This window comes from Methanosarcina sediminis, from assembly GCF_052056915.1.
In the GTDB taxonomy this organism is placed as follows: domain Archaea; phylum Halobacteriota; class Methanosarcinia; order Methanosarcinales; family Methanosarcinaceae; genus MTP4.
On the sequence record NZ_CP195119.1, the window covers coordinates 3,237,752 to 3,263,534 of the forward strand.

Genomic DNA, 25,783 nt, shown 5'->3' on the forward strand with positions numbered 1-25,783 from the left:
AATGGCTACAGGACCAAGATATAAGGTTCCTTTTAGAAGAAGAAGGGAAGGTCGCACCAATTACCACCTGCGTCTCAAACTCCTGCTCTCCGGGCAGGACCGTGTGGTCGTCAGGAAGAGTGCGAGAAACATGCAAATCCAGTTGATAGCTCCAACCCTCGAAGGGGACATAACCCATTCCACAGCTGTTTCAAGTGAACTTGCAAAGTATGGCTATACAGGGCCTACAGGGAACACAACGGCTGCATACCTTACAGGGCTTTTATTCGGGCTTAAGAGCCTGCAGAATGGTTATGAAGGAGGCGTGCTCGACATCGGGCTCCAGGCTTCCTCTGCAGGTTCCAGGGTCTATGCTGCCCTCAAGGGTGTTGTGGATGCCGGGTTCGAAGTCCCCTGCAACTCTGACATTTTCCCGTCCGAGGAAAGGATCCGGGGAGAGCATGTTGCAGCGTACAGGGAAGAGAGCTCAGACCTGCCAGAGCAGTTTGAAGCGACCAAAGAGAAAATCTTTGCTGAGTTTAGTTAAGGTGATTAGATGGCATACGAGGACGAATGGGTTCCTAAAACCAGACTTGGAAAATTAGTTGTCGAAGGACAGGTTGCTTCTATGGAAGAGGCAATCAGGTCCGGACTTCCGATCAGGGAACCCCAGATTATTGATATGCTGCTTCCGAACCTGGAAGACGAGGTGCTCGACATCAACATGGTCCAGAGGATGACTGACTCCGGACGCCGTGTTAAGTTCAGGGCAACCGTCATTGTCGGGAACGGAGACGGATATGTAGGGCTCGGGCAGGCAAAGGATGTGCAGGTAGGACCTGCCATCCGCAAGGCAATAGACGCTGCAAAGCTCAACATTACCTATATCCGCAGAGGTTGCGGGTCCTGGGAATGTGCCTGCGGGCTGCCACACACCGTGCCTTACGAGGTCAGCGGGAAAGCCGGCAGTGTGACCGTTACCCTGATCCCGGCCCCGAGAGGGCTCGGCATCGCTGCAGGGAACACGGCCACCAAGGTGCTGGAAAAGGCCGGAATCAAGGACGTCTGGACCAAGACCTTCGGGACAACCCGGACGACCCTTAACTTCGCAAAGGCTACTTTTGACGCTCTGGCCCAGGTCAACGTTATGAGGCTGCCTGCAAACTATGGTAAGGAGGAAGCCTGAAATGTATGCAATTGTGAGGTTGAGAGGCCCGGTTAATGTCCGCTATACAATCGAGGACACCCTGAAGATGCTTCGTCTTCATAGGGTCAACCACTGTGTGATCGTGCCCGATAACCCTCATTACAAGGGTATGATCCAGAAGGTTAAGGACTACGTTGCATACGGGAAGATCGATGCAGAGATGCTTACTGGAATCCTTGAGAACCGCGGAAGACTCGAGGGCGGAGCCCGCCTGACCGAGGAATACGTGAAGGAAAACACCGACTATGATTCCATTGAAGCCTTTGCCGGAGCAGTAATCGAAGGAAAGGCCAGCCTTAATGACATCCCCAATTTGAAGCCTGTTTTCAGGCTGCACCCGCCCAGAAAAGGGCACAGGGGTATCAAAAGGACAGTGCAGCAGGGCGGCGTTCTCGGAAATCACGGGGAAGATATCTCCGTGCTCCTGCACAAGATGAGATAAGGTGGTTGGAATGAACACAAAGAAGTTTAGAGGATCCCGGACCTGCGGAGGCGGCACCACAAAGAACAGACGTGGAGCCGGAAACCGCGGAGGCCGCGGGAAAGCCGGTGGATGTAAACACCATTTCGTAAGGGCTCTCCAGCGGGGGTACAGCTACGGTAAGCATGGCTTCAAGCGCCCTGCTGAAGTGCTCAAGGATGTTTCCATTGTGAACGTGGGCGAACTTGACGAACTTGCTTCCTATCTTGTTGAAGAAGGACTTGCAGAAATCAAGGACGGAACATACCACATCAACCTTGAAACTCTCGGAATCGAGAAGGTACTTGGAAGCGGACGTGTCACCAAGAGCCTGGCGGTTACTTCCGATGAATTCTCAGCGACTGCTCGCGAAAAGATAGAAAACGCAGGCGGTAGCTGTATTGATGCCGAATGAGTAATGTCGTATTGACATTACTTATCCATTCTTTTTAACAGTTACTTTTTCATATAAGATATGTTATGTAGCAAGTGTTTTATGCTAAGTTATATAGCAAGTGTTTTATACAAAGTTATATAGCAAGTGTTTTATACGAAGTTATATAGCAAGTGTTTTATACGAAGTTATATAGCAGTGTTTTATACGAAAATCCAACAAATGTCAAGTCAGAAGCATCCAACTGTTAAAACAATTGTACTTTCTGAAATGGTGTAATCGATGACTCTCAGGGAAACGTTAGAGCCGCTTTTTAACAAGTTACCTGCAGTTGCAAGTCCTGAAAAACATGTTCATTTTAAGGATAAGCTGTGGTGGACCCTTGGGATACTGATGCTGTACTTTGCCTTAGCAAATGTGCCGCTTTTCGGAATGTCCCAGGACTCGATCGACCTTTTTGAATCATACCGTGCTTTCTTTGCCGGGGCCTCAGGGTCACTGATCCTCCTCGGTATCGGTCCGATCGTCACGGCTTCCATTGTCCTGCAGCTCCTTGTCGGGGCGGACATTATCAATCTTAATCTCTCGGACCCGAAAGATCAGGCATTCTTCCAGGGAGCTCAGAAGTTCCTTGTCTTTGTCATGATCCTTCTGGAAGCTCTGCCGCAGCTTCTTGGCGGGTATATCCAGCCGGACCCGGGGCTTGCTGCTGCACTTGGTGTAGGCCTGGGAGTGATCACCTTACTGCTCCTCATACAGATCTTCATCGGAGGCGTCCTGATCCTTTTCATGGACGAAGTTGTCTCCAAGTGGGGTATCGGTTCCGGAGTCGGGCTTTTCATTGTTGCGGGAATCTCCCAGCAAATCGTAACAGGGATCTTTAACTGGCAGCTTGATTCTTCCGGGCTTCCGGTAGGCTTGATCCCCAAGTGGATCTACATCGCCCAGAATGTTGGGGCAGATTACCTCTTCTCCGGCGAGGGCCTGATGTTCCTGCTTGTCAGGGGAGGTATTCTTGCACTCATGAGTACGGTTGTCATCTTCCTGCTCGTGGTCTTTGTGGAGAGTACAAGAATCGAGATTCCTCTTGCCCACAGCGCGGTGAGGGGTGCCAGGGGCCGCTTCCCTGTTAAGCTCATATACGCATCCGTTCTGCCCATGATCCTTGTCAGGGCTCTTCAGGCTAACATCCAGATGATCGGGATCATCCTCTACGGCAGAGGAATAACCTTCCTTGGAGAGTTCAGCGGTTCGAAGCCGCTTAACGGACTTATGTACTACCTGGCTCCCATCCACAGCCCGTATGACTGGATCCCGTCCCTTGTAAGGGAATCTTTCGCAGGGTATGGGGCTCCGGCTCCGGCTATCTGGCAGATCGGGTTACACGTCTTTGCCGACGCCGTGATGCTGATCGGAGGCGGGATTATCTTTGCCCTCTTCTGGATCGAGACCACGGGAATGGGTGCCAAGCCAACAGCCCAGAAGATCTTCAATTCAGGAATGCAGATCCCCGGGTTCAGGAGGAATATCGGGAGCATTGAAAAGGTCATGCAGCGCTACATCCCCAAGGTAACCGTTATCGGTGGGGCTTTCATTGGGCTTTTGACCCTGGTTGCAAGTCTGCTAGGTACACTCGGAAGTGCCGGGGGTACGGGCCTTCTACTGACTGTGAGTATCGTCTACCGCCTGTACGAGGATATCGCCTCGGAGCAGATGATGGAGATGCACCCGCTGATGAGGTCCTTCTTCGGAGAACAGTAAGGACTGAGAACTTTAAACCTGCAGCAAGGAATCGAGCAATAAACTAAAAGCATAATCAGGAAAATAATAAATAAATTGCAAAAAATGGGGATCTTCGGATGAATATTATACTCTTCGGGCCCCCGGGTGCCGGGAAAGGCACCCAGGCCAAAAAACTGGTTGATTTCTACAAGATCCCGCAGATCGCCACAGGCGACATCCTGCGGGCAAACGTCAGGGAAGGAACTGAACTGGGCCTCGCCGCAAAGTCATACATGGACAAGGGCGAGCTGGTTCCCGACGAGGTACTGATCGGAATTATCAAGAACCGCCTGACGGAAGCTGACTGTGAAAACGGCTTCATTCTGGATGGCTACCCCAGAACTATCCCCCAGGCCGACGCCCTTGGCGAAATTCTGGTCGAAATTGAAAAGCCCATCGACGTTGTCCTCAACTTCGAAGTCCCGGACAAGGACCTGGTCGAAAGGATCAGCGGCCGCCTCATGTGCAAGTGCGGAGCCAGCTACCACAAGACCTTCAACCCGCCGGAAAAAGACGGGACCTGCGATGCTTGCGGCGCTGAAATCTACCAGCGCGCTGACGACACTGCGGAAGCTGTCCAGAACCGCCTTGATGTCTATAAGAAGCAGACCCAGCCCCTCATTGATTACTACGATGAGACGGGCATCTTAAGGACTCTCGACGGTACCACAGACATCAACGTGGTCTTTGAAGAGATCAAGGCAATTCTTTCCGAATTTGCCTGATTTTTTCTTTTTTCATTTTTCTTTTTCTTGCTGATTTTTCCTCACCGATCTTTTTGCTGGTTTTTTATTGATTTTCGTTGACTGATTTTGTTGATTTTTTTGCTGGTTTTTTATTGATTTTCGTTGACCGCTTTTGTTGATTTTTTCCATTCTTATCCTTTTCCGGCTAAATGCTGCTTCGGAGTGCCTGCCTGATGTTATCCGGTTTCAATTCTCCCTGAGTTCCCGGAAGTCGGGGTGATTAAATTTTAAATACCATGCGGCTGCTTATGTTCACTAGGAAAAGTGCGATGAAATATATGGATGAAAACTCTCTCGATGAGCTTCTTAGGTGGGTCGTCAGCGTTGACCGACGGCTGATACTTATGGGTTCCATGAAAAAGCATAATATAGTGAAAGCTTCCGATATTGCTCACGAGACTCAAAGGTCTACCCAGAATATCAGTCGAGCCCTGAAAGAGTTTGAAAATAAGGGGTTAATTGAATGTTTAACTCCTGAAAAAACCACGTGGAAAAAGTACATCCTTACCAATACGGGTAAACAAGTTCTGAAGAAGCTGGAGGGGGAGTTTCTCTAGTTCCGGAAAGCAGGATCTTTTCTTCTTCTTCTTCTTCTTCTTCTTCTTCTTCTTCTTCTTCTTCTTCTTCTTCTTCTTCTTCTTCTTCTTCTTCTTCTTTTCTTCCTTTTTCGCTTGCTTATTTGCTTTCTTCTTTCACAGGACTTTCAGTTTTTGTTTGAATAAACTTTCCAAATCCCTCTTTCCCTTCTTCCTCTTCCTCAGCAAGTTTTTTGTAGCCTTCAAGAAGATCAATATTGGCTTCAACGACTGATTTTTTAAATTCTTCCAGCTCTCTGGTGAGCTCTTCAAGGTCACTGACCCCTGCCTGGGCGGTGACGGTCATCCCGTCAGGCACCACTTTGCAGGAAGGGACCTCTACCCCGCGGACGGTTGTGTTGTGGAGGATTACCGTATCTTTTCCGATGTTGCAGTCAAACACCACAGCTCCGAACCCGACAAAGCAACCTTCCCCTATCCTGCAGGGGCCGTGTACGATACAGCCGTGGGCAAGGGAGCTGCCGCAGCCTATTATAACTTCCGAGTCTGAGAGCCCGTGAACCACCACATTATCCTGCACATTGCAGCGGTTTTCGATGACAATGGAAGAACCCGGCTCATCCGCCCTTATGACAGCGTTTGGCCCTACGAAAACATCATCCTTTATGGTTACGTTTCCGACTATTACTGCGGTTTCGGCTATCCATGCGGTTTTGCTTATTTTCGGGTACTGTTTTTGGGGGTTTTGAATCTGCATTCCGGGCATCTCCTTTTCATGCTGCAGGTTTTTTCCGATAATATTCCTGTTTTTTGCATTGTTTAATGATCGTGTTTTTAAACCCTGAACTGTCTCAGGCAAGCTTTGAAATGCTTTTATGATAAATTATGAGAACTTATTTAAACTTATTTGCTGTCCCCGCACTAATCTCAGCAATAATTATGAATTGCTGCTTTTCAAAAAAAACGCCTCTTTGAAACGAAATACCGTTTTGAACTTTCCCTTGTAGTTTTCTCTGGCAGTTTTCCCGGGCAGTTTTCCCGGGCTAAGGCCGTATGAGCGTGCGTAATATGAGGTAAAACTCTATAAATTTCAAAATAATTTAAATATTAGTGCCGGCTTATGCCCTAAAAAAATTGTGATGATCTGATATGCTTGAGAACACTTTTGATGAACTGTTAAAATGGGTTGTGAGTTCTGACCGTCGCCAGATACTCATGGAGTCTATGAGAGGGCGCGATATTGTTAAAGCCGCGGATGTTGCTCATGAGACCTGGAGGTCTACGCAGAATATCAGCCGTGCCATGAAAGAGCTTGAAGGCAGAGGTTTAATGGAATGCCTGACCCCTGAGAAAAGCACATGGAAGAAGTACATCCTTACTGATGTCGGGGAAAGAGTTCTGGCGAAAATGGAGGAAATGAACTTTTAATTTCACAAATCTCCATTTTCGAATATCTGTGCCGTTTTTGCTTATGTCGGGGCTGTTTTTGGAGGACGTGAAAAACCAACCGACTCATCTCCCTTCCATGTGAAAGTTTTGCGGCAATTCCAGTGTTATTTACTTCGGTTTTCAGGTTCCAAACATATCTAAATATTTTTATGTCAAATTATGAGAAATTGTTTGAACTTATTTTCCTATCTGTTTTATATTTATCATCCTGATCTGCGAAAAACTTTTTGATTAATTCGATCCTGTGTGGCAGGTTCGGGTTTTGAAATTCGGTCAGGATTTTGAGATCCGGGGAGGGTCTGTAGTTGGGGAAAGGGCGGTGAACTTCACGAAGGAATAGGACCAAAATTTTTCTTTTCGCCTCAAATCACTATCTTTATCTGTATATAACGGGACTTATATTTAAGAAAATTTATAGGTAACAGCCACGGTCGAAAAAGGACATGCTACCTGACTTCGGTCTTTGAATCTGGAGGGGAGTTAAGGGAGAGGATGGGATGAAAGTAAATTCAATAAATTGATGGGGTTGGAACCATTAACGAAGAGAGGGACAGGAAGGAAGACTCCGGAACCGGATATACAGAACTCCAGGACAGAGATGAAGGCCTGGATGAAGCCGAAAAGCTCCTGCTGGAAGAAAAAGAACGCCTCCGTATGCTGAGAACGCGCAGGGAAGAAAGGTTAAGGGACGAAAAGCAGGAGCCTGAACCGGATGTCGAAGAAGAGAATTCCCCCAATATGTATCGGGACCTTAAGGAAAATGTTGAAGTCGTTGAGGTAGTTCCGGCAGAAGGTGTGGCTGAAAAGACGGAATGGATGGAAAAGGCAGAAAAGACCGAGATGGCTGAAAAAGCTGACGAGATCAAAAAGCCCGAAAAGACTGAAATGGCTGGAAAAGCTGAAAATGAAGAATCTGAGCTATCTTCTCGCCCCGTCATTTCTTCCTCGGTATCCTCGAAAAAGGCTTCAAAAAGCAAGCCTTCAGGGTCTCCTCTCATGAAAATTCTGCTTTTAGGTATCTTTTTCTGCGTCCTGCTATACGGGGGCTGGGCATTGATGGGTGGGACTGAAGAGAGTTCCGGGAATGCCGAGGTTGCCGTTTATTCTGGGGATGCCGGTGATATCGGAGGTGTAGGCGATGTCGGTAATGATTACGAAGCTCTATCCGATCCTCCTCAAGAGCCTTCCTCGGTTTCTTCAGACAGCTCTCCGGAAAAGGTTTCTCTGGAAAAGCCTCAGGATTCCCTTGATCCTCCACTTAATCCTCCGGAAAGTTTCACAAACTCCCTGGGCATGGAGTTCGTCCTCGTTCCGGCAGGAGAATTTCTCATGGGTTCACCCGAAACCGAGGCAGGCCGGCAGGCCGATGAAAGCCCCCTCCATACCGTGAGGCTGGAAAAACCGTTCTACATGGGTAAATACGAGGTCACCCGGGCGCAATGGTATGAAGTCATGGAATCTGCAGGGGAAGTGGGAGGTTCCCTCGCCGGAGACTCCGAAATGCCGGTTGCAGAGGTTTCCTGGGATGATGCGCAGGAGTTTGTAAAAAAGCTCAATGAAATGGAAGGCACGGACAAATACCGACTCCCTTCAGAAGCCGAGTGGGAATACGCCTGCAGGGCTGGCAGCAGCACAAAGTACTCTATCGGGGATACCGAACGGGAACTGGCCAGATACGCCTGGTTTGGAAAATCTTCGGGCTCGTCCCCACTCCCGGTCGGACAGAAAGCCCCTAACGCCTGGGGCCTCTACGATATGCACGGCAACGTCTGGGAATGGGCCCGGGATTCCTGGCACAATGATTACAACGCGGCTCCCTCTGACGGCAGAGCCTGGGAAAGCGGCGAGCTCTCCCACCGGATTGCCCGGGGCGGCAGCGTGACCGGTTCTGCCGAAAGCTGCAGGGCTGCAAACCGCGCCTGGTTCGGTTCTGATGTCCGAAATGCCGATATGGGCTTCCGTTTGCTGATGGAAGTGTGAGGTTTTTCTCTTTTTTCATTTTCATTTAGTGCCCGGGCCGTGCTTGTAGGTGTCGTTTTTCAAAAAATCAGGTACTCTTTGGAGCGGAGTGCTGTATTGAACTTGAACGGGGCAGCATCCCCGGCTTTTTTCTTTTCCTCATTAGAGTCCGCTTGAGGGAGCAAAGCGACCGAAACGGACCGCGCACTGCCGAGCCGCAACTCGGCTGGCGAAGCCCGGCCTGAGCAAGTGTAAATTGAAGAGAGAAAAGAAAGAAATTAAAGTAGCCTGTGTGAATCCAATGTGAAAATCAGAAATTGTTTACCTTAAGCATTTGGCTTGTTCTGGATGTAGGCTCTGAATATTTTTTCCTGTTAATCTTCTCCGTCTCCATGCACAAGGCTTGCAAAATAAGCTTCTTCAATGTAATTGCATAATTCCAGCACCCGCGTCTGGTGCGTCTCCTCAAGTTTGCGAAAAGGGTCATCGTAGAGGGCATCCATCATTTTGACAACGCTCTCAAGATACCCGAGAGACTTTTCATCCTTTACCTTTTTCTTCAGGACTTCCACAGTCACCTTGACAGCAAAAGCTTCATCATTCACGCACTGTTCCCGGAGTTCGTTCAGGGTTCGCGCAATGTCAAGGGCGGTGAGTTCTCCTTCCCTTCTTTCCCCGGTCTTCTCAGACTCCATTTTCATTATTTCGATTTTCGCTCCGACCATCTTTGCTTCGTTTTCGATCTGCTGGTAACCTGCGGCGTCTTCCCTTTTGATTGATTTGAGCTGGCGGAGGAGTTCGAGGCCTTCACGGGCTTCTTCCATGTCGGATTGGATTTCGGCGGCATCTTCGGCTTCTGCTGCTGTGGCTTCTGCGTCTTCGGGGGTTTTGCCGCCTATGATGATGGAATCTTTGATTGTGATTGATTTCCGGGATTTCATACTCTTTTGTTTATCTTCGTAACTATTATAACCATTGCAGGAAACTCCAAAACCAAAACAAAAAAATCTTATAAGTTCAACATCTAAATAAACAAAGGTGCCCAAAAGTGGTGGGTATAGAAATCAAGCGTGGATAGTGTGGTGGTCCTGGCGGCTGCAACTACTACCTCGGTTTCCATGTTCTGAGGAAAATTAACCACTAACGGTTTTATAAATTTTCTACTTTAAGTTAGAAGTTGGGGTGGACCCCGGTGAAGCCCGAAGGCCCGAAGCGTGCATAAGCCGCCGGGACTGAGGTGCTGAGCCAGCACGGGAGATTTTAGGAGTAAAATGAAAGGGGGCAACTAATGCTGAAAATATTTACTGTAAGGTATTCGGAAAAAACTGAAAATTTTCCTGACCAGCAGATGTCGGATTTTCTGGCTAATGGGTAAGTGCGTTGGTGTTCACCGGAAGAAGATAATTCGAACCGCTGCCTCTGGTAGGGCTGAATGTTATGTTTCGAAGGCGGTAGCGGGATTACTTTCGATGGCTTCGGATTTTGGACGTCGGCTTTTTGTGTGTTTTTGAGATTTGTTTTCTTCGGTTGCTTCGGGTTCTTTCACTTTTCGTTTGTGCATCGGTTACTGGGGTGAAGCGCCGGGCGAAAAATAAAAAAGAAGTTATAATTATTAGTCCGCTTGAGGGAGCAAAGCGACCGAAACGGACCGCGTGCTCCCGAAGCGCAACTCTGGAAGTGCAACTCGGTTGACACAGATATTCCATAGTATTTCCATTACTTATTCGGGTGGAATGTCAGATTGAAGCTCTCAATTTGTTATACTCGTAATACTTAGGATTATGAGTCTATTATTGACTACCCGGTTTTTGAGATTTTTTTTCTTTTCAATTTTTTCAGGTCCGTTCGTTTTTCCATTCATTTGTACAGCGGTTGTTGGGGGTAGTGTCGGGCGAAAAATAAAAAAGAGGTCATAAAAACGCTTCCACTTATTGATTTAGATAAGTTGAGGTAGAGACAACCATTTTAATCTGCTGATCTTCGATTTCAATTTTCGGGAAAGGCCGGTCGCTGATGCGACCGTGGCTGCTGTCGGGGAAAAGGAAATAGCGAGGGCCGCGGGTTCAGATAAGTGGAAACAAAAAGGTAACCCGAGTTTTTGGAATGCTACTCTTAACCCCGGGCGGCCGGAATACCTTACCAAACCGTTTTTTTCCGCACGCAGTGCGGCTATTTCAGTAAATTGATGCAAAAAAGAAGCTGAAACTGAAGATCCATATCCATAAATTCTATCATCTATGAAAGCTTGGGTACAGCTATTCGTTCACTTCAAAGCCAGTCGTATCCTTTTTCTCGGGGGATTATTTCAAGGACAAAAACGGTAGCATCGTCAACTGCATAGATGACTCTGTAATCGCCAACTCTTAACCTGTACAGATCCTCTCTTTTTTTCGTTCCTTTCAACTTTTTTATTCCGGACCGGGACTGACTTCTGAAAGGACTTGTTTCCAGGCTTTCTATTCCTGTTTTTATTCTCTCTTTCGTATCCGGGTCCAGATTGAGCAGAAGTTTTACTGCATCCGGGTCCAGATTGAGCAGAAGTTTTACTGCATCCGGGTGCAGTTTTATTTCAAATCCCATCAGATTTCATTCAGGGATACAAATTTCTCTTTTTCTTCAAGTTTTTTGTACTGGCGTTCCATGAAGGACTCATAATCAACTTCATCCATCAGGCGCTTGAGAATATCGTTATAGGTCTCCCCTTTAAGGCCATATTTTTTTAGCCGGTCTCGAATGTCTTTTGTTAACGGAATTGTTGTTGCTTCACTCATAATACTCATTTTGACAATTGTAGTTATAAGAACTTATAAGTTACTCATAACTGCTTATAATTCAATGGCTGCGCCGGCGTTTACCGGATGAAGATGAATCGTCCCGCTGCCTCCGGTAGGGCTAAATGTTAAGTTTCGAAGGCGGTAGCGGAATTACTTTCGATTGCTTCGGATTTGGGAAGTCAGCTTTTGGGTTTTGAGGTTTTTCTTCTTCGGGTGCTTCGGGTTCGTTTGTTTTTCCATTTGTTTGTACATCGGTTGCTGGGGGAAAGCACCGGGCGAAAAATAAAAAATAAGTTATAATAATTCTTTTACTCATTGATTTAGGCGGGTTGATTTGAGGCAATCATTTAATCTGCTTGTTCTCCAACTTCAATTTTCAGGGCATGCCGCTCTTCGAGCGTGACAAGCTCGACAAAGATGCGGTATCCAAGTAATTTCGGTTCTAAGTAGCAAGTTCTTCAACAAAGTTTGCTTTGAAAGCAACCCACTCTCAAATTTTGAATAAATAGTATAACTTATATATACATCGAAACTTATTATCCAGAAAAACCCTGTGTAAACGTTTTAAATACGGCTCTTTTTACCTGAGCTGATTTTTCCACTTTACACTTCTCAATTTCAATTCACATCAATTCTTTCAAGGAATCACCCTTCGAGGATTCGTCCCAGGGATTAGCCTTTATTTGAATAATTCAAAATAATCATTTATCAAACCCTAAATGGTGAATACAACTTGGTTTCAGAGGCATTTAAACAGCAAATTGACCGCTTCCTGCTGGCTTTAGGGATTTCCCTTATGCTCGGGATCATGGTTCTGGGGCAGGACTTCAGGCAGAGTGTGGGGGAAGCCGTCGGGATTTTGATGGACCCCGTGATCACTCTTGTCGGAGCGGAGAACTTCCATCTGGTCCTGTTTGTGATGGCAGGGATCACTGCCGCCTATGCGTCCCTCATCCAGAAGTACAGCATCGACTGGGACCTTATGAGGAACACCCAGGAGCGCATGAAGTCTTTCCAGAAAGAGTTCCGTGAGGCACAGCTTTCCCAAAACACCTACATGCTCAAGAAGCTTGAAGACCAGCGCAAAGAGATGATGGACGACCAGATGAAGATGACCAAGCAGCAGTTCAAGCCCATGGCCTACATCAGTATCCTTTCCCTTCCCCTTTTCATGTGGGCTTACTACTTCATCAGCGGGCATGAGTTTGCAACAATGAACTTTCCCTTCTGGGGTGAGCAGTTGCTGACGGACAAGGCGTTTGGTCCCTTCCAGTACTGGATCTTCTGGTACTTCATCTCCTCTCTCGGGGTCAGCCAGCTTATCAGGAAAGCGCTGAACATCGGTGGAGCCTGATGCTTCTAACGGTAAGCGGGCTTCCGGGGTCAGGAACGACCACGATTTCAAAACTCCTGGCCGAATACTATGAGCTTGAGCTGATTTCTTCGGGTGAGATCTTCCGAAGGCTTGCAAAGCAGCGGGGGATGAGCCTTTCCGAATTCGGAGCCCTGGCTGAAAAAGATGCTTCCATAGATCTGGAAATCGACAGGAACCAGAAAGCTATCGCCCACAGCCAGGACAATATTGTCCTCGAAAGCCGGTTGGCCGGGCATATGGCAGAAGGGGTTCCCAATGTCCTTAAAATCTGGATCAAAGCCCCTAAACTGCTCAGGGTGCAGCGCATCCAGAAAAGGGAAAAAACCATTACCTTTGATGAAGAGCTTGAAAAAACGATGGAAAGGGAAAAATCCGAGACTCTCAGGTACAAAAAATACTACGGGATCGATATCGAAGACCTGTCAATTTATGACATTGTCATCGATTCCTCTAAATGGAACCAGTACCAGACCCTGGATATCCTCACGGTTGCGATCGATTCCCTGGGCGGTTTTTTTTGATTCTTTTCTCCCCTTCTTATGTTTCTTACTTATTTCGTTTTCTCTCTGTCTGCCAGCTCGGTGGTCACCGGGCGGCGCAGCTTTTAAGTCTGAGTAATTCTTCATGGAGCTTTTGAGTATCATGTCTTCGACTTCCGGTAAACTGCCTGCTGAAAAAGAAAGGGAACTTATCAGGAAAGCCAGGGCTTACACTAATCCTGCTTATGGCTGCCCTCCCGAAAAGCGCCCTATCCGCGAGTACATCGAGAAAGGTGTCGTAAACATCGACAAGCCTAAAGGACCAACCAGCCACGAGGTTGCTGCCTGGGTCAAAGAAATCCTTGAGGTGAACCGGGCAGGGCATTCAGGTTCCCTTGACCCGAAGGTATCGGGGCTTTTGCCAACGCTTCTCGGGAAGGCAACGAAAGGGGTTCCGGCACTGCGCCTTTCGGGCAAGGAATACGTCTGCCTCCTGAGGCTGCACAGGCCCGTGCCGGCAAAGGAAATCAGGCGGGTCTGTAAGGAGTTTTCCGGGCCGATCTACCAGATGCCTCCCATCAAGTCTGCAGTGAAAAGGGCTCTCAGGGTACGCACGATCTATTATATCGAATTGCTTGAAATCGAAGGGATGTATGTGCTCTTCCGTGTGGGCTGCGAGGCCGGGACTTATATTCGGAAACTCTGTCACGACATAGGGATGGCCCTTGGTTGCGGCGGACATATGCAGGAACTCCGGAGAACAAAAGCCGGCCCGTTTACGGAAGAGACCCTTGTGACCCTCCAGGATGTGAAAGACGCCTATGTTTTCTGGCAGGAAGATGGGGACGAGTCCGAACTCCGGCGGGTGGTCAGGCCCATGGAAAGTGCACTGTCCCATCTCCCCAAAATTCTTCTGAGGGATGGGGCGGTAGATGCCGTTTGTTCCGGGGCTTCCCTTGCGGTGCCCGGGATTGTCAGCCTTGACTCCGATCTCAAGAAAGGGGAGCTTACAGGTTTATTTACCCTGAAAGGGGAAATTATTGCCCTTGCAAAAGCTAAAATGAGCACCGAAGAGATAATGGGTGCCTCTACAGGAATTGCAGCCACCCCCATTCGCGTAATGCTGGATGTCGGGACCTACCCGAAGGGCTGGATAAGTAAAGAAGAGGGGAAGGTAGTGGCAGATAAGGAAATGGAAGCTGACCCGGAAATGAATACAGAAGGATAATTCAGGACAAAGTCGGGTAAAGCAGGGTAAAGGATAAAATATGCTAAAAAAGGATCCTATGGATTAAAGTGGGCAGTATAAAGGATTAAAAGTAAGGATTAAAAGTAAGGATTAAAAGTGGGTCATTCCGGATAAAAATATCAATAATGAAGGATAAGTTGAATCCGAACCTTAAAAAATCCTTTATCTTGCACCATTTCTAGAATAAGGTTTATATATCACTATTCCGTTATAGCATAAGTCGTGCCATGAGTTATGTGCCGAGGTAGTCTAGTGGTAGGGCGCAAGCCTGGAAAGCTTGTGGGGCTTAGCCCCTCGGGAGTTCAAATCTCCCCCTCGGCGCTTACATTTTTTTATGTTTTTCAGGATGGTTTGAAAGTCCGGCATTCCTGGTAAATTTTATCAATTTCTTTGTAATTTTTTTGTCAATTTCCTGCTTTTTTCAATTCATTTTCAATTCATTTTTAATTTTTATTCATTGTTTCTTCTCTATCTTTGTTTTCAGGTTTGTACCTGTCTGGAAAGCGCTTGCAGATAACCTTATATACTGGAGTGGCATGTAAAGGAACTCATCAGTATGTACTGTAAAGAAGCTCCTTTTGAGAGCTGCTCCTGAGCTTTCGCATATTCATTTATGGGTATTCGACCAGGGGCTACAGGATGCTGTTTACATCTTGGAGGATGTATATGGTAGAAGAACATAACGAAGAACTAAGGCATCTTGTTCGTATCATGAATACCGACTTGCAGGGGTCGCGACCCGTGCAGTATGCTTTGACTGGACTTCCCGGAATTGGGAGGCGTACTGCAAAGCTCATTGCAAAGGGAGCAGAGGTTGACCCCGATGCTGTACTTGGATACCTGCCCGACGAAGATGTGGAAAAACTTGACTCTGCAATCGGGAATTTCGAGGCAAATGTCCCGGCCTGGATGCTGAACAGGCGAAAGGATCCCACCAGTGGAGAAGATAAGCACCTGCTCGGAACGGACATTGTCCTGACCTTCAGAGAGGACATTAACAACCTGAAGAAGGTTCGTGCTTACAGAGGTCTCAGACACGAGAGGGGCCTGAAAGTTAGGGGACAGAGGACCAAATCCACCGGCCGCCGCGGTTCAACCGTTGGGGTTAGCAGGAAAAAGTGATTTCCTTAGTCGAGGTGACATAAATGGCATATCCAGGTAAAAAGAAGAAGAGCTACGAGACTCCCAGACACCCATGGCAGGAAGCCAGGATGGCTGCAGAGGTCGAATTGATCAAGGCATATGGCCTCAGGAACAAAAAGGAAGTCTGGAAAGCGGCCAGTATGCTCAGGATGTACCGGTCCGAAGCCAGGAACCTGCTCGCAAAGGTTGCGGAAAGCAAGGGCGATGGACTGGAAGGGCACCTGAAGACCCAGTCTGAAGAAATCCTCGCAAAGCTCATCCGTTACGGTATTATCAAGCCTGACTCTGGCATTGACGATATCCTTTCCTTGAAGACCGAGAATATCCTTGAAAGGAGGCTCCAGACTCAGGTCCTCCGTATGGGTCTTGCAAGGACTGTTGTCCAGGCCCGCCAGTTCATTACCCACGGACACATCTCGGTTAACGGCAGGAAAGCTACCGTGCCGGGAATGCTGGTCACAAGGGAAGATGAAATGAACATTGGCTACTACGGCTCTTCTCCCCTTATTAGCGAATCTCATCCCGAAAGGCCTGTTCAGATTGCAGCCTACCTTGCAGACCGTGAAACTACTCTCAAGACTGTTGCTGCGGAAAAGAAGGCAAAGGAAGCAGAGAGAGGCGGCAGAGGCGGCAGAGGCGGCAGAGGCGGTAAGAAGAGAGGGAGGAGATAAACATGGCAGACATGAAATGGGCTGTGGCCCACATCAAGTCCTCATTTAACAACACGCACATCACGGTAACGGACATTACCGGGGCTGAAACCATTGCAAAGTCCTCTGGTGGAATGGTCGTAAAGGCCGCAAGGGACGAAAGTTCTCCCTATACTGCTATGCAGATGGCAGGCCAGCTTGCAGACCAGCTTAGGGACAAGGGCATCAACGGCATCCACATCCGGGTAAGAGCTCCCGGTGGGAACAAGCAGAGGAGTCCGGGTCCTGGTGCACAGGCTGCAATCAGGGCTTTTGCAAGGGCCGGGATTCGTATCGGCAGGATCGAAGACGTGACCCCTGTCCCGCATGACGGTACCCGTCCCAAGGGCGGAAGGCGTGTATAAGCGAAAAGCAAAACCTTCAAATTTTTTCTTTTTTTGAAGGTATAATAGAAAATAAGGGAAATTAAGGTATATGACGATGGAAGTAGACATTCTGGAGTTATCGGACAGATCTGCAAAGTTTGTGCTTTCAAAGGTCGGCATGGCTTTTGCTAACGGCATCCGGCGCGCTATGATCGCCGATGTCCCTACCCTTGCGATCGAGTACGTAAATCTCTACGACAACACCTCCGTACTCTATGACGAGCAGCTGGCTCTCCGTCTGTCCTTAATCCCGCTTGTAACAGACATTGAGACGTATGTGCCTCAAGCCGAGTGCACGGTTTGTGGAGGCGAAGGCTGTCCTGCCTGTGAGGTCTCCCTTACCCTGAGTTCCGAAGGTCCGGCGATCGTTCATTCCGGAGACCTTATCTCTTCCGACCCTCTGGTGCAGGCCGCAGATGCTAACATCTCGATCGTCGAGCTGAAGAAGGGACAGAAACTCGTGCTCGAGGCCATAGCTCATATGGGCTACGGCAGGGATAGCGTGAAGTGGCAGGCGGGCATTGCATGCGGCTATAAAAACATGCCGATTATAAGTGTTGAGAACTGCGACGCTTGCGGACATTGTGCGGCGGAATGCCCCAAGAGCATCATCCGGATCGAAGAATCCGGGGCAATGGTCCCCGAAGAGGATCTTCTCAAGTGTTCTCTTTGCAGACTCTGTGAAAAGGCATGTGACATCAACGCCATCAAGGTCAACTACGATGAAAACGCTTTTGTCTTTACCATGGAATCCGATGGTTCCTATACTGCCAGAGACCTCATACTGCAAGCCTCTGATGTGGTTAAAGGCAAAGCCGAAGGACTCATCAGTATTCTGGACCAGCTCTGAGCCTGCGCTTTAAGAGCCGGTTCATACCTTTCTCCTGGGTCGGTAGAGTATATGCTATCTGTTTACTCTCCGATCCCGGAAATTCTGATGTTTTCGGGGGTTTTCAGAAACTATTAAGAGGCCCTTAGGAGCCCTGAACACCTCCGGGATTATTCAGTTTCCTGTGGAGTCTTCCGTCAATTATTATTACCGTCCCTCACGGCTCGAAATCTTTATATATAATCGTTGATATTGTGAGGGAGTGCAAGGTGCGTGCTGCGCCAAAAATCGAAGAGCGAGGGTTGCCCAGCCAGGTCAAAGGCGCTAGGTTGAGGGCCTAGTCTTGTAGGAGTTCGTGGGTTCGAATCCCATCCCTCGCACCAAACTTTCTTTGAAGTGTTATTCTTTCTCAAAATACGTTTTTCCTAAAAGCCTTGTTTCAATTCATTCACAGTTCAGTGTGTCGTCTTCATTAAGGCGCAAAATCGAAGAGCGAGGGTTGCCCAGCCAGGCCAAAGGCGCTAGGTTGAGGGCCTAGTCTCGTAGGAGTTCGTGGGTTCGAATCCCATCCCTCGCACTAAACTTTCTTTGAAGTGTTATTCTCGTGAACTACCTCTCCCTGTCTCCTCCGGAGCCGAGGAAGGGGACTTCCAGCCTTCGGAGTTAAAAATATCAAATGAAGGATGCAGGGCGACCATTTTCTTCCTCATATATTTTTTCATGTGGTGCTCCTCTTTTGCATCAAAAGCAGGAACATCAATAATACGGTCCCAACAATCATGGCTCCCTTAAGAACCGGTAAAACGGGGTAACCCAGCACCAGATAGCGGGCAAATATGAAAACCGAGGTTGTTGCGTAGAAAGTTCCCCATTTAAGCAGATTTGCATGGTTTCTTTTTTCTCTTGAAAAAACAACTTCTGATAGGGAAGCTCCGAAGAAGACAAGCACCAGAGGCCAGAAGATCTGGTCCAGTCCATACTTTAGGGATGCATAAAGATAAACAATGTATGTGAAGACTGCAATAGCCAGAATGATCCGGGACGTTTTCCTCGAAGCTGAGCATCTGGATTTTCCTTTTTCAGGTGATCCTGATTGAAAAATGTAGCCAATTATTGAGAAGATCGAAGAGTCGATCAGGCCCTCTTTTTTCCTGTACCTGACCATAAGTGAGAAATGGACTGCTGTTGGAAGCAAGGCCAGAAGAAAAGTTGCAATTCCTTCGACTGAGATATATCCTTTCAAATTCAGGGCTCCAATGGCTAAAAATGAAACAAAGTATACTGGAATCGAACGCCATAGTTCTTCTTGCACAATCGGGTCTGTTTTCATATTTTTGCTTCCATACACTTCTTCATCAGGTTTTTACTTTTTTTCTTAGATTGGGCGCTTTACTATTTGATCTTTATTATACTGTACAGAGGTTTTAGCTTACATCCTGTCGAAGTGTTCCACTCAATGGGTGGCCCAACGGTGGAGAATATGAAATGCTAGGGGTGCATTTTCCTCACGCTTCATGCAAAACACGAAAATGATTAATTTTTATATTAAACAGTATATAAATAATCAGCATTTATAGCAGACAAATAAGTTCGAAAAGAGGGAGCTGAGTAATCGGGGGGTTTATAAGTGTCATTCAATGAAAGGATGTCTACCCGTTCGGAACGGCGGGAATGGGGTAAGGGCCTGCGCAAGGAAGTGCCCCGGAGCAGCCACGGGTCCTGGGTACCTTCCCCTGACCGTCCGGACCCGGTCAGCCTGCTTCAGGAACAGGACAGGGGGCGTCTGGAGCACCTTTTGCCCATTAAATATGGGCGGATGCTGGAATCGCCTTTTACCTTCCTGCGCGGTTCGGCGGCTGTGATGGCGGCAGACCTTGCTTCAACACCGGTAACGGGGCTGCAGGTGGAGCTCTGCGGGGACGCCCATCTCTTAAACTTCGGAGTCTTTGCAACGCCAGAGAGGAATCTGGTTTTCGACGTCAACGATTTCGACGAGGCATATCCGGGTCCCTGGGAGTGGGACCTCAAGCGCCTGGCAGCAAGTGCGGTGGTCGCCGGACGGGATAATGGGTTTAGCGACAAGGTGAACCGGAAACTGGCGGAGGACGTTACCGTATTCTATCGGGACGCCATGGTACGCCTCGCCCGGGCATCAGCCCTGGACGTGTGGTATTTCCACGTGGAGGTGGACAGGGTCCTCGAAGCCTTTGAGCGCTCCTCCGGAAAAGCGGGGAAGAGCGCCCGGAAGATGGTTAAGAAGGCTCGCAGGCGTACGCACGAGCAGACCCTGGAAAAGCTCACCGAGCTGGTCAATGGGCGGCGGCGGATCCTCAGTGACCCTCCGCTCCTGGTGCGGCTGAGCGAGCTGCTTACCGAGGAACAGAAAGCCCAGATAACAGAGAAGGATGTGGAAAATATGTGGAATGACTATCTTGCCAGTCTTCCCGAAGAGCGGCGCCTGCTTCTGTCGCGTTTCCGGATCTCGGGCGTGGCCTTGCGGGTGGGCGGCGTTGGCAGTGTCGGTACGCGCTGTTTTATCGTCCTGCTGGAAGGGGGTGCTGAAGGTGACGCGCTGATCCTGCAGCTGAAAGAGGCAGGGCCGTCGGTCCTGGAGCCTCACCTCCCAAAAAGGGACTATGGAAGACATGCAGAACGTGTGGTGGTGGGACAGCGGCTGATGCAGGCTGCAAGTGACATCTTCCTGGGCTGGCACGAGAGTCCGCTGACCGGCATCCAGTATTACTGGCGCCAGTTGAAAGACATGAAGGGTTCGATGGACGTCGCTGACCTGGACGAAGAAGGCCTGGAGACCTACCTGAAGGTGTGCAGTGTCTGCCTTGCCCGAGCCCATGCCAGGACCGGGGATGCGTCTGCCATCTCGGGATACATCGGCAAAGGTAAGGCACTTCCCAGGGCTATTGCTGACTTTGCCGTGGCTTACGCTGACCAGAACGAACGCGATTATAAGATGCTGGTGGAGGCTGTGGAGTCCGGTAATATTACAGTCGAGAAAGGAATATGAGTTGCGAGTTTTCCGATCACTTCACTGTTATTTCCTGTACTCTTTTGCCAGTTCAACATATTCCGCTGCATTTTTTCTTATTCCCTCAATCTCTGCTTCGTTAGTTTCCCTTTTTGCCTTCGCCGGGACCCCGATAATAAGGCTGCTTTCAGGGTATTTCTTCCCCTGGGACACGAGGGCATTCGCTCCGACTATGGAATTTTTCCCGATTTCAGCCCCATTCAAAACGGTTGCATTCATTCCTATCAGCACGTTATCTTCTATTTTGCATCCGTGAATTACCGCTCCGTGCCCGACTGTCACGTTGTCCCCTATCTCAACCCCCTCATGGGTGTCTACATGAATAACCGCGTTATCCTGGATGCTGGTCCGGTTTCCGATCTTTATCCGGTTTTCATCCCCGCGGATCACCGCATTAAACCAGATGCTTGATAAATCCCCGATCTCCACGTTTCCTATTATATCCGCAGAATCCGCAACAAAAGCTGTTCCGGAGATTTTTGGGATTTTGCCTTTAAATTCCATTATAACCATTGTCTCTCCTCCTGTCAAGTTTCTCCATGCATGCTTTTCATTAATTATTGGTTCTTCGGGTGCCTGCCGGGGCATAAACACCCTTGGAAGCATTACCGTCGCAGTTATGTTGATAATTATACGCAGGACAATTAGATACCTGTTACATATTTTATATTTTAATTTTGTTTTTGACTTTTCTTTACGGTCCTTATATTTTCCAACAGTCGCACATTATAACTATTTATAACATGAAAAGAAATATTTTTATTTTTTAAAATACTTTATAAAGAATATGGCTGTACAAAATACTGGTATGAGTAACATAGACTTTGATGCCTTGAGCAATGTGCTGCTTGAACTTAACTCTCCTATTTCCGAGGTTTTAACATCTCTTAATTTCAACCGGGAAATAAGCAGAGAGGCATGTTTTGCTATACACAGCAGGGCACTTTTTCTTTTATTGAAAGGTCGTGACTACCTCAAATCGGAAGATCCCGAATATTTTGAAAAACTAAGGGACAATTTACTGGATTTTGAACTGGATGAGGATCTCAGTCCGAGCCTTGTTAAAGACCTCGTTTTATACACTATTTACCTGAGAGATGTCCTTTACAGGGGATGCCGCCTTCACAGGGATGTATAATATGAATGAAAAATAAAAATGAGAAAATTTACAAATATATTTTTTAAATCTGGGTGAGTATTATCGGGGAAATCGCCTGAGATGTCTTCGGGAAGATCCTCGGGAAGAATCTCCCCGGCATCCCGGGAAATTTCCGCCGGAACATCGGCCACTTATAATATCTTCAATATTTTCAATTTTAGCACACGCGCGGAATGGGGTCTCCTGCAGGCACATCAACGTAGCGCATGCCGCCGAAGCGGTTCCTGAGGACCACTTCTCCTTTGTTTTCGGAGGTCACTTCCCCTATGACTGCAGCATCTTTTCCGTAGGGGTGTTTTTTCAGGATTTCCAGCACTTTTTCTTCGAAGCCGGCTTTTACCCCTATTACGGCTTTTCCTTCGTTTGCGACTTCCAGGGGGTCGAGGCCCAGCATCTCGCAAGCTGCGGAGACCGCGGGCTTGAAGGGGATGTCTTCTTCTTCCAGGAGGATTCCGGCTTCGCTCTTTTCCGCCATCTCGTTGAGGGCGTTTGCAAGCCCTCCCCGGGTCGGGTCTTTCATGGCGGTTATGACCGCTTCCCCTTCGGGTGTTTTGAGCTCCAGGAGGGGCTCTATGAGCTTCCAGAGAGGTGCGGAATCCGATACCAGGTCGGTATCGAAGTCAAAGCCTTCCCTATGAGCCATGAGGGAGATCCCATGGTCGCCTATGGTGCCAGTGACCAGGACTTTGTCTCCCGGGGAAAGCCCGGAGTCCCTTACGGGTATTTCTGCTGCGGTTATCCCGAGCCCTGCGGTGTTCAGGATGATCGAATCAAGAGCATCCTTTTCCACGGTCTTGGTATCTCCCGTGATGATCGGGACTTCAGCTTCGGCTGCCGTGTCGGCCATGGTCTTGATGATTGCTTCAAAGTCGTCCATGGGAAAACCTTCCGGTACAATGACCGCACAGGTCAGGGCAAGGGGTTTTGCCCCCATCACCGTCAGGTCGTTGATTGTGCCTGCAACGGCCAACCTGCCTATGTTCGTTTCCGGGAAAAAAGCAGGGATGATCACATGGCTGTCCGTGGTCAGGACCAGTTCGGAATTCGAATCAAAATTTTCAAGTTTGACCGTGGAGCCGTCGTCCAGGCTCTCGAGCCCCACCGAGCCTGCGCTCTTGCTATTGAAGTTTTTCAGGATGATTTCGCCTATCAGAGCCTGCATCACTTCTCCGCCTGCCCCGTGTTCCAGAGTAATTGTAGTGGACTTCATACTGACCTCTTTTCTAACTTTTTTTTCCGCTTTATCTCTTCCTGCTTTCTCCAGGCTCTTTCCCGTCCCATCTGCTTACTTTTTCCTTATCTGCTTTCGAGCCCTGCTTCAATTGCACCTACCCACAGGTCAAGGCTTTCCCTGGAATGTTTTGAGGTCAGAAGAATGGGGACTTCGGGGTTCAGGGCCTGGATATCGGCGACCATCTTTTCCGGGTCAACATCAACAGCCGCCGCAAGGTCTATTTTGTTTATCACTGCAAGTTCAGCGGTCTTGAAGATCATGGGGTGTTTCAGGATAATATCGTCTCCTTCGGTGACGCTGACGGCGACTATCCTCAGGTGTTCCCCAAGCTTGAAGTCCACGGGGCAGATCAGGTTGCCCACGTTTTCGATTATAAGGAGATCGGTGTTTTTGAGGTCGATTTCTTTCAGGGCTTTCTCGACAAGTTTAGCGTCCAGGTGGCATTCCTTTCCCGTGTTTGCAGGGACGGTTGGCACATCGAGCTTCCGGAAACGGGAGGCGTCCATCTCTGCGATAACGTCCCCTGCGATCACTGCTATCCTGTATTTGTCCTTGAGGGCTTTGATGGCTTCCTCGATCAAGGTGGTCTTTCCGGAGCCTATAGCTCCCATGATGTTCACCGCAAGGATCCCGTGCTTGTCAAGGCTCTTCCGGTTTTTTTCGGCAAGCTTGTCGTTTGCCTTAAAGACGTCGTGTCCCACATTGATTACGTGCATTAACATGAAAAATCACTTCTGGAAATTATTTGTAAATATTGTTTTTAAAAATTGTTTGTGGATGAAAATAACTTTGGAATTATCATGATCAAGGGTTTTTCAGGCCCGGTTTCCTTGTTCAGTTTCAGATTTAGTTTCAACTTCAGTTTCAACTTCAGTTTCAGCTTCAGGCTCAGCTTCGGGCTTGGTCTCTATATCTATCGTCTTAATGATGAGTTCCTGTCCTCCTGTAATCCGGGCAGCTCTCCCGCAGGCGGGACAGTTAAGGGCTGCAACGTATTCCAGCAGTTCGCTCTGCTGAAGTCCGGTATCGTTTTCAGCGTCGGCTTTGTTTCCGTCTCCATTTTCGCTTCCGCTTTTGCCCCCTCCTTCGCTTCTGTCCTCTTCAGACTTGCCAGCTGGTTTTCCGGGGGTATCGACAGTACCTCTGTATCCGCACTCGCATTCCACGGTTGGGGGGATCATCTCCACTAAAAATTCCGCCCCTTTGGCAATGCTGCCTTCTGCCAGGACATCGAAACAGAACTTTAGCTGTTCCGGGTTCGTGTGGGTCAGCCTTCCCATCTGAAGGGTCACGGCCTTGACTTCGGATGCTCCGTGGGCTCTGGCGGTAGCGATCACCTGTTCGAAGATTTCGCAGGCAATAGAGTACTCATGCACGCCCGCTACCTCCTGTCCTGGCGTACTTGAACCAGTTGTAGCACATGCCCTCCTGGCTGACCATGCACGGACCTGCAGGGGTTTTTGGGGTGCAGTCCTTTCCAAAGTTCGGGCACTGGGGGGGTTTTGCCTTTCCAGTAAGGATGGCAGCGCAGATGCAGCGCTTTTTATCTCTCCCTTCGGCTTTTTTCCTGATTTCTCCGAGGGCGGCTGCATAGAAATCCTCATGCCTCTTTGCTGCGTCCTGCTCTTCGAACTCCTTTTTTAGGACAAGCCCGGAACTTTCTATATTCCCGATGCCTCTCCATTCGGAATCCGCGTTCTCGAAGACCTCCTCCATCATTTTCAGGGCAATCAGGTTCCCTTCGGGCTTAACGACCCTCGGATACCCGTTATCAACCCTTGCTTCGCCTTTTTCAATCTGTGCCAGGAGGAGGGAAATCCCAAGGAGGACATCGTACGCTTCAAACCCGCTCACGACTGTGGGGAAACCCTGCTCTGCAAGGGGTTCGAAAGGTTTTGTCCCGATGATGGTTGCCACATGTCCCGGGGCAATAAAGGCGTCCACTTCGGTGTCCCTGGCAAGCAGTCCTATTGCCGGAGGTGTCCGCTTCTGGGAAACAAGGAGGCTGAAGTTTTCGGGCACGCCTCGAAGGAGGGTTGCCGCATTGGCAGGGACCGTGGTCTCGAAGCCTATTCCTAAGAAGACCACTTCCTGCCCGGACTTTTTTTCCGCGAGGGTTACGGCATCGTCTATGCTGTAGACCATCCTCACGTCCGCACCTTCGGCTTTTGCGTCCAGCAGGCTGCCCGCGGAGCCCGGGACCCGCATCATGTCCCCGAAGGTGACCACGCTTGCCCCGCTTTTTGCAAGGGCGATTGCAATGTCAATATCTGCTTCGGGAGTGACGCAGACAGGGCAGCCCGGGCCGCTGATCACTTCGATTTCTTCCGGAAGCACACTCCGTAGCCCGTATTTCGCTATGGTCCGCTCATGGGTTCCGCAGACGTGCATTATGCGAAGCGGCCGGGCCGAGGCTTCGATTCTCTCCAGAAGCTTCTTTTCTATTTCGGGAATCCCCTGTTTCGATTGGGGGTTTTCGGAAGCCATTTCAATCAGTTTCCCTGTTTTCCGGTAAAGTCTCCTCAAAACCGAGCTCTCCGTCATCCAGCCCTGCCATCAGTTTCAGGAGGCGCATGGTTTCTTCTCCTTCTTCTTCGGAGATTTCCGATATGGCATAGCCCACATGAACCAGCACGTATTTCCCGAGCAGGGCTTCGCTTGCCCCTCCCAGCAGGTCCATGTTCACGTCTCTGCGGACTCCACCCATATCGACGGTGGCGGTGTTTTCATTGACGATCGCCTTAACTTTTCCAGGAATAGCTATACACATGTTACCTCTGCTGTTTTTTCTTTTAAAATCCGTAAGTGTATGAGAACCATATTTCAGGTGAGAAACATTTATGCATGAAAACAATCTGTGTGGCCCTTTCCCGGGTTTTGGGGTTTGCCGGATTTTTTTATTTTTGGATTT

31 protein-coding genes, 3 tRNA genes and 1 pseudogene are annotated in these 25,783 nt (G+C 48.7%); 21 read left to right on the forward strand and 14 right to left on the reverse strand.

Features of this window, described 5'->3' with window-relative positions; all coding sequences use genetic code 11:
* The first annotated feature begins 1 nt into the window (after position 1).
* From ACSAZK_RS14115 to ACSAZK_RS14140, 6 genes are all read left to right on the forward strand, one after another.
* A complete protein-coding gene (locus ACSAZK_RS14115; RefSeq protein WP_440954717.1) occupies positions 2–526 on the forward strand; it encodes a 50S ribosomal protein L18 in 525 nt (174 codons plus the stop codon).
* Positions 527–535: 9 nt separating this feature from the next.
* Positions 536–1,165, forward strand: a complete 630-nt coding sequence (locus tag ACSAZK_RS14120; RefSeq protein WP_048180368.1) for a 30S ribosomal protein S5 — start codon at positions 536–538, stop codon at positions 1,163–1,165.
* Between the two features lies 1 nt (position 1,166).
* Positions 1,167–1,628, forward strand: a complete 462-nt coding sequence (locus ACSAZK_RS14125) for a 50S ribosomal protein L30 (protein ID WP_440954718.1) — start codon at positions 1,167–1,169, stop codon at positions 1,626–1,628.
* Positions 1,629–1,638: 10 nt separating this feature from the next.
* Positions 1,639–2,061, forward strand: coding sequence for an uL15m family ribosomal protein (locus ACSAZK_RS14130; protein ID WP_440954719.1), 423 nt, complete (start codon positions 1,639–1,641; stop codon positions 2,059–2,061).
* Between the two features lie 261 nt (positions 2,062–2,322).
* Complete coding sequence (secY, locus tag ACSAZK_RS14135; protein ID WP_440954720.1) at positions 2,323–3,801, forward strand: preprotein translocase subunit SecY; 1,479 nt, start codon at positions 2,323–2,325, stop codon at positions 3,799–3,801.
* Positions 3,802–3,899: 98 nt separating this feature from the next.
* Complete coding sequence (locus ACSAZK_RS14140) at positions 3,900–4,547, forward strand: adenylate kinase (protein ID WP_440954721.1); 648 nt, start codon at positions 3,900–3,902, stop codon at positions 4,545–4,547.
* Positions 4,548–4,559: 12 nt separating this feature from the next.
* Here the strand turns inward: ACSAZK_RS14140 and ACSAZK_RS14145 are convergent, their stop codons facing one another.
* Positions 4,560–4,697 (reverse strand): hypothetical protein, encoded by a 138-nt coding sequence (locus tag ACSAZK_RS14145; RefSeq protein WP_440954722.1) that lies wholly within the window; start codon positions 4,695–4,697, stop codon positions 4,560–4,562.
* 149 nt (positions 4,698–4,846) lie between these two features.
* Here ACSAZK_RS14145 and ACSAZK_RS14150 point away from each other — a divergent pair, with 149 nt between their 5' ends.
* Positions 4,847–5,125 carry a sugar-specific transcriptional regulator TrmB gene (locus ACSAZK_RS14150; protein WP_440954723.1) on the forward strand — a complete coding sequence of 93 codons (279 nt, stop codon included), beginning with the start codon at positions 4,847–4,849 and terminating at the stop codon, positions 5,123–5,125.
* 118 nt (positions 5,126–5,243) lie between these two features.
* Here the strand turns inward: ACSAZK_RS14150 and ACSAZK_RS14155 are convergent, their stop codons facing one another.
* Positions 5,244–5,861 (reverse strand): carbonate dehydratase, encoded by a 618-nt coding sequence (locus ACSAZK_RS14155; protein ID WP_440954724.1) that lies wholly within the window; start codon positions 5,859–5,861, stop codon positions 5,244–5,246.
* Between the two features lie 431 nt (positions 5,862–6,292).
* On the opposite strand from ACSAZK_RS14155, the gene ACSAZK_RS14160 reads away from it, so the two are divergent.
* Both ACSAZK_RS14160 and ACSAZK_RS14165 read left to right on the forward strand, forming a co-directional pair.
* The gene (locus tag ACSAZK_RS14160) at positions 6,293–6,532 is read left to right on the forward strand and encodes a sugar-specific transcriptional regulator TrmB (protein WP_440954725.1); all 240 of its coding nucleotides are present in this window, start codon (positions 6,293–6,295) and stop codon (positions 6,530–6,532) included.
* A 675-nt stretch (positions 6,533–7,207) separates the two neighbouring features.
* Positions 7,208–8,533 carry a formylglycine-generating enzyme family protein gene (locus ACSAZK_RS14165; protein WP_440954726.1) on the forward strand — a complete coding sequence of 442 codons (1,326 nt, stop codon included), beginning with the start codon at positions 7,208–7,210 and terminating at the stop codon, positions 8,531–8,533.
* A 353-nt stretch (positions 8,534–8,886) separates the two neighbouring features.
* On the opposite strand, the gene ACSAZK_RS14170 is transcribed toward ACSAZK_RS14165, so the two are convergent.
* From ACSAZK_RS14170 to ACSAZK_RS14180, 3 genes are all read right to left on the reverse strand, one after another.
* Complete coding sequence (locus ACSAZK_RS14170) at positions 8,887–9,453, reverse strand: hypothetical protein (RefSeq protein WP_440954727.1); 567 nt, start codon at positions 9,451–9,453, stop codon at positions 8,887–8,889.
* Positions 9,454–10,780: 1,327 nt separating this feature from the next.
* Positions 10,781–11,092: a type II toxin-antitoxin system RelE family toxin gene (locus ACSAZK_RS14175; RefSeq protein WP_440954728.1), complete on the reverse strand. Its 312-nt coding sequence runs from the start codon at positions 11,090–11,092 to the stop codon at positions 10,781–10,783.
* On the reverse strand, positions 11,092–11,283 hold the full coding sequence (locus ACSAZK_RS14180; protein WP_440954729.1) for a DUF7557 family protein: 192 nt from the start codon (positions 11,281–11,283) through the stop codon (positions 11,092–11,094). Before ACSAZK_RS14180 ends, ACSAZK_RS14175 begins: the two co-directional genes overlap by 1 nt.
* A 736-nt stretch (positions 11,284–12,019) precedes the next feature.
* On the opposite strand from ACSAZK_RS14180, the gene ACSAZK_RS14185 reads away from it, so the two are divergent.
* From ACSAZK_RS14185 to ACSAZK_RS14230, 10 genes are all read left to right on the forward strand, one after another.
* Positions 12,020–12,640 carry a DUF106 domain-containing protein gene (locus ACSAZK_RS14185; protein WP_440954730.1) on the forward strand — a complete coding sequence of 207 codons (621 nt, stop codon included), beginning with the start codon at positions 12,020–12,022 and terminating at the stop codon, positions 12,638–12,640.
* Positions 12,640–13,182, forward strand: a complete 543-nt coding sequence (gene cmk, locus ACSAZK_RS14190) for a (d)CMP kinase (RefSeq protein ID WP_440954731.1) — start codon at positions 12,640–12,642, stop codon at positions 13,180–13,182. Before ACSAZK_RS14185 ends, cmk begins: the two co-directional genes overlap by 1 nt.
* A gap of 103 nt (positions 13,183–13,285) precedes the next feature.
* Positions 13,286–14,368, forward strand: coding sequence for an RNA-guided pseudouridylation complex pseudouridine synthase subunit Cbf5 (locus ACSAZK_RS14195; RefSeq protein ID WP_440954732.1), 1,083 nt, complete (start codon positions 13,286–13,288; stop codon positions 14,366–14,368).
* A gap of 259 nt (positions 14,369–14,627) precedes the next feature.
* Positions 14,628–14,710, forward strand: a tRNA-Ser gene (locus ACSAZK_RS14200).
* Between the two features lie 318 nt (positions 14,711–15,028).
* A complete protein-coding gene (locus tag ACSAZK_RS14205; protein WP_440954733.1) occupies positions 15,029–15,511 on the forward strand; it encodes a 30S ribosomal protein S13 in 483 nt (160 codons plus the stop codon).
* A gap of 23 nt (positions 15,512–15,534) precedes the next feature.
* Positions 15,535–16,203, forward strand: a complete 669-nt coding sequence (locus ACSAZK_RS14210) for a 30S ribosomal protein S4 (protein WP_440954734.1) — start codon at positions 15,535–15,537, stop codon at positions 16,201–16,203.
* A gap of 2 nt (positions 16,204–16,205) precedes the next feature.
* Positions 16,206–16,586: a 30S ribosomal protein S11 gene (locus ACSAZK_RS14215; protein WP_048180339.1), complete on the forward strand. Its 381-nt coding sequence runs from the start codon at positions 16,206–16,208 to the stop codon at positions 16,584–16,586.
* 70 nt (positions 16,587–16,656) lie between these two features.
* A complete protein-coding gene (locus ACSAZK_RS14220) occupies positions 16,657–17,457 on the forward strand; it encodes a DNA-directed RNA polymerase subunit D (protein ID WP_440954735.1) in 801 nt (266 codons plus the stop codon).
* A gap of 274 nt (positions 17,458–17,731) precedes the next feature.
* Positions 17,732–17,819: transfer RNA gene (locus ACSAZK_RS14225), tRNA-Leu, on the forward strand.
* 109 nt (positions 17,820–17,928) lie between these two features.
* Positions 17,929–18,013, forward strand: a tRNA-Leu gene (locus ACSAZK_RS14230).
* A gap of 19 nt (positions 18,014–18,032) precedes the next feature.
* Here ACSAZK_RS14230 and ACSAZK_RS14235 read toward each other — a convergent pair.
* Positions 18,033–18,158, reverse strand: coding sequence for a hypothetical protein (locus ACSAZK_RS14235; RefSeq protein ID WP_440954736.1), 126 nt, complete (start codon positions 18,156–18,158; stop codon positions 18,033–18,035).
* Positions 18,155–18,766, reverse strand: coding sequence for a hypothetical protein (locus tag ACSAZK_RS14240; protein WP_440954737.1), 612 nt, complete (start codon positions 18,764–18,766; stop codon positions 18,155–18,157). Before ACSAZK_RS14240 ends, ACSAZK_RS14235 begins: the two co-directional genes overlap by 4 nt.
* Positions 18,767–19,063: 297 nt before the next feature.
* On the opposite strand from ACSAZK_RS14240, the gene ACSAZK_RS14245 reads away from it, so the two are divergent.
* Positions 19,064–20,458 (forward strand): DUF2252 domain-containing protein, encoded by a 1,395-nt coding sequence (locus ACSAZK_RS14245; RefSeq protein ID WP_440954738.1) that lies wholly within the window; start codon positions 19,064–19,066, stop codon positions 20,456–20,458.
* A 27-nt stretch (positions 20,459–20,485) separates the two neighbouring features.
* Here ACSAZK_RS14245 and ACSAZK_RS14250 read toward each other — a convergent pair whose 3' ends face one another.
* Entirely contained in the window at positions 20,486–20,992 is a 507-nt protein-coding gene (locus ACSAZK_RS14250) for a gamma carbonic anhydrase family protein (protein ID WP_440954739.1), read from the reverse strand.
* Positions 20,993–21,266: 274 nt separating this feature from the next.
* Here ACSAZK_RS14250 and ACSAZK_RS14255 point away from each other — a divergent pair, with 274 nt between their 5' ends.
* On the forward strand, positions 21,267–21,617 hold the full coding sequence (locus ACSAZK_RS14255) for a hypothetical protein (RefSeq protein WP_440954740.1): 351 nt from the start codon (positions 21,267–21,269) through the stop codon (positions 21,615–21,617).
* Here the strand turns inward: ACSAZK_RS14255 and ACSAZK_RS14260 are convergent.
* The 6 genes and pseudogenes from ACSAZK_RS14260 to ACSAZK_RS14285 all read right to left on the reverse strand — a co-directional run bounded on the left by ACSAZK_RS14260 (position 21,602) and on the right by ACSAZK_RS14285 (position 25,642).
* Positions 21,602–21,769, reverse strand: a complete 168-nt coding sequence (locus ACSAZK_RS14260) for a hypothetical protein (RefSeq protein ID WP_440954741.1) — start codon at positions 21,767–21,769, stop codon at positions 21,602–21,604. The two genes, ACSAZK_RS14255 and ACSAZK_RS14260, sit on opposite strands and share 16 nt — an antisense overlap.
* 26 nt (positions 21,770–21,795) lie before the next feature.
* Positions 21,796–22,848: a hydrogenase expression/formation protein HypE gene (hypE, locus tag ACSAZK_RS14265; protein WP_440954742.1), complete on the reverse strand. Its 1,053-nt coding sequence runs from the start codon at positions 22,846–22,848 to the stop codon at positions 21,796–21,798.
* 86 nt (positions 22,849–22,934) lie between these two features.
* Positions 22,935–23,588 (reverse strand): hydrogenase nickel incorporation protein HypB, encoded by a 654-nt coding sequence (gene hypB / locus ACSAZK_RS14270; protein ID WP_440957030.1) that lies wholly within the window; start codon positions 23,586–23,588, stop codon positions 22,935–22,937.
* 183 nt (positions 23,589–23,771) lie between these two features.
* Positions 23,772–24,248 (reverse strand): annotated as a pseudogene (gene hypA / locus ACSAZK_RS14275) (hydrogenase maturation nickel metallochaperone HypA); the annotation flags it as partial.
* Entirely contained in the window at positions 24,241–25,398 is a 1,158-nt protein-coding gene (gene hypD, locus ACSAZK_RS14280) for a hydrogenase formation protein HypD (protein WP_440954743.1), read from the reverse strand. The gene hypD and the pseudogene hypA, both read right to left, overlap by 8 nt.
* The gene (locus tag ACSAZK_RS14285; RefSeq protein ID WP_440954744.1) at positions 25,361–25,642 is read right to left on the reverse strand and encodes a HypC/HybG/HupF family hydrogenase formation chaperone; all 282 of its coding nucleotides are present in this window, start codon (positions 25,640–25,642) and stop codon (positions 25,361–25,363) included. The genes hypD and ACSAZK_RS14285 overlap by 38 nt, the downstream gene beginning before the upstream one ends.
* Positions 25,643–25,783 lie beyond the last annotated feature (141 nt).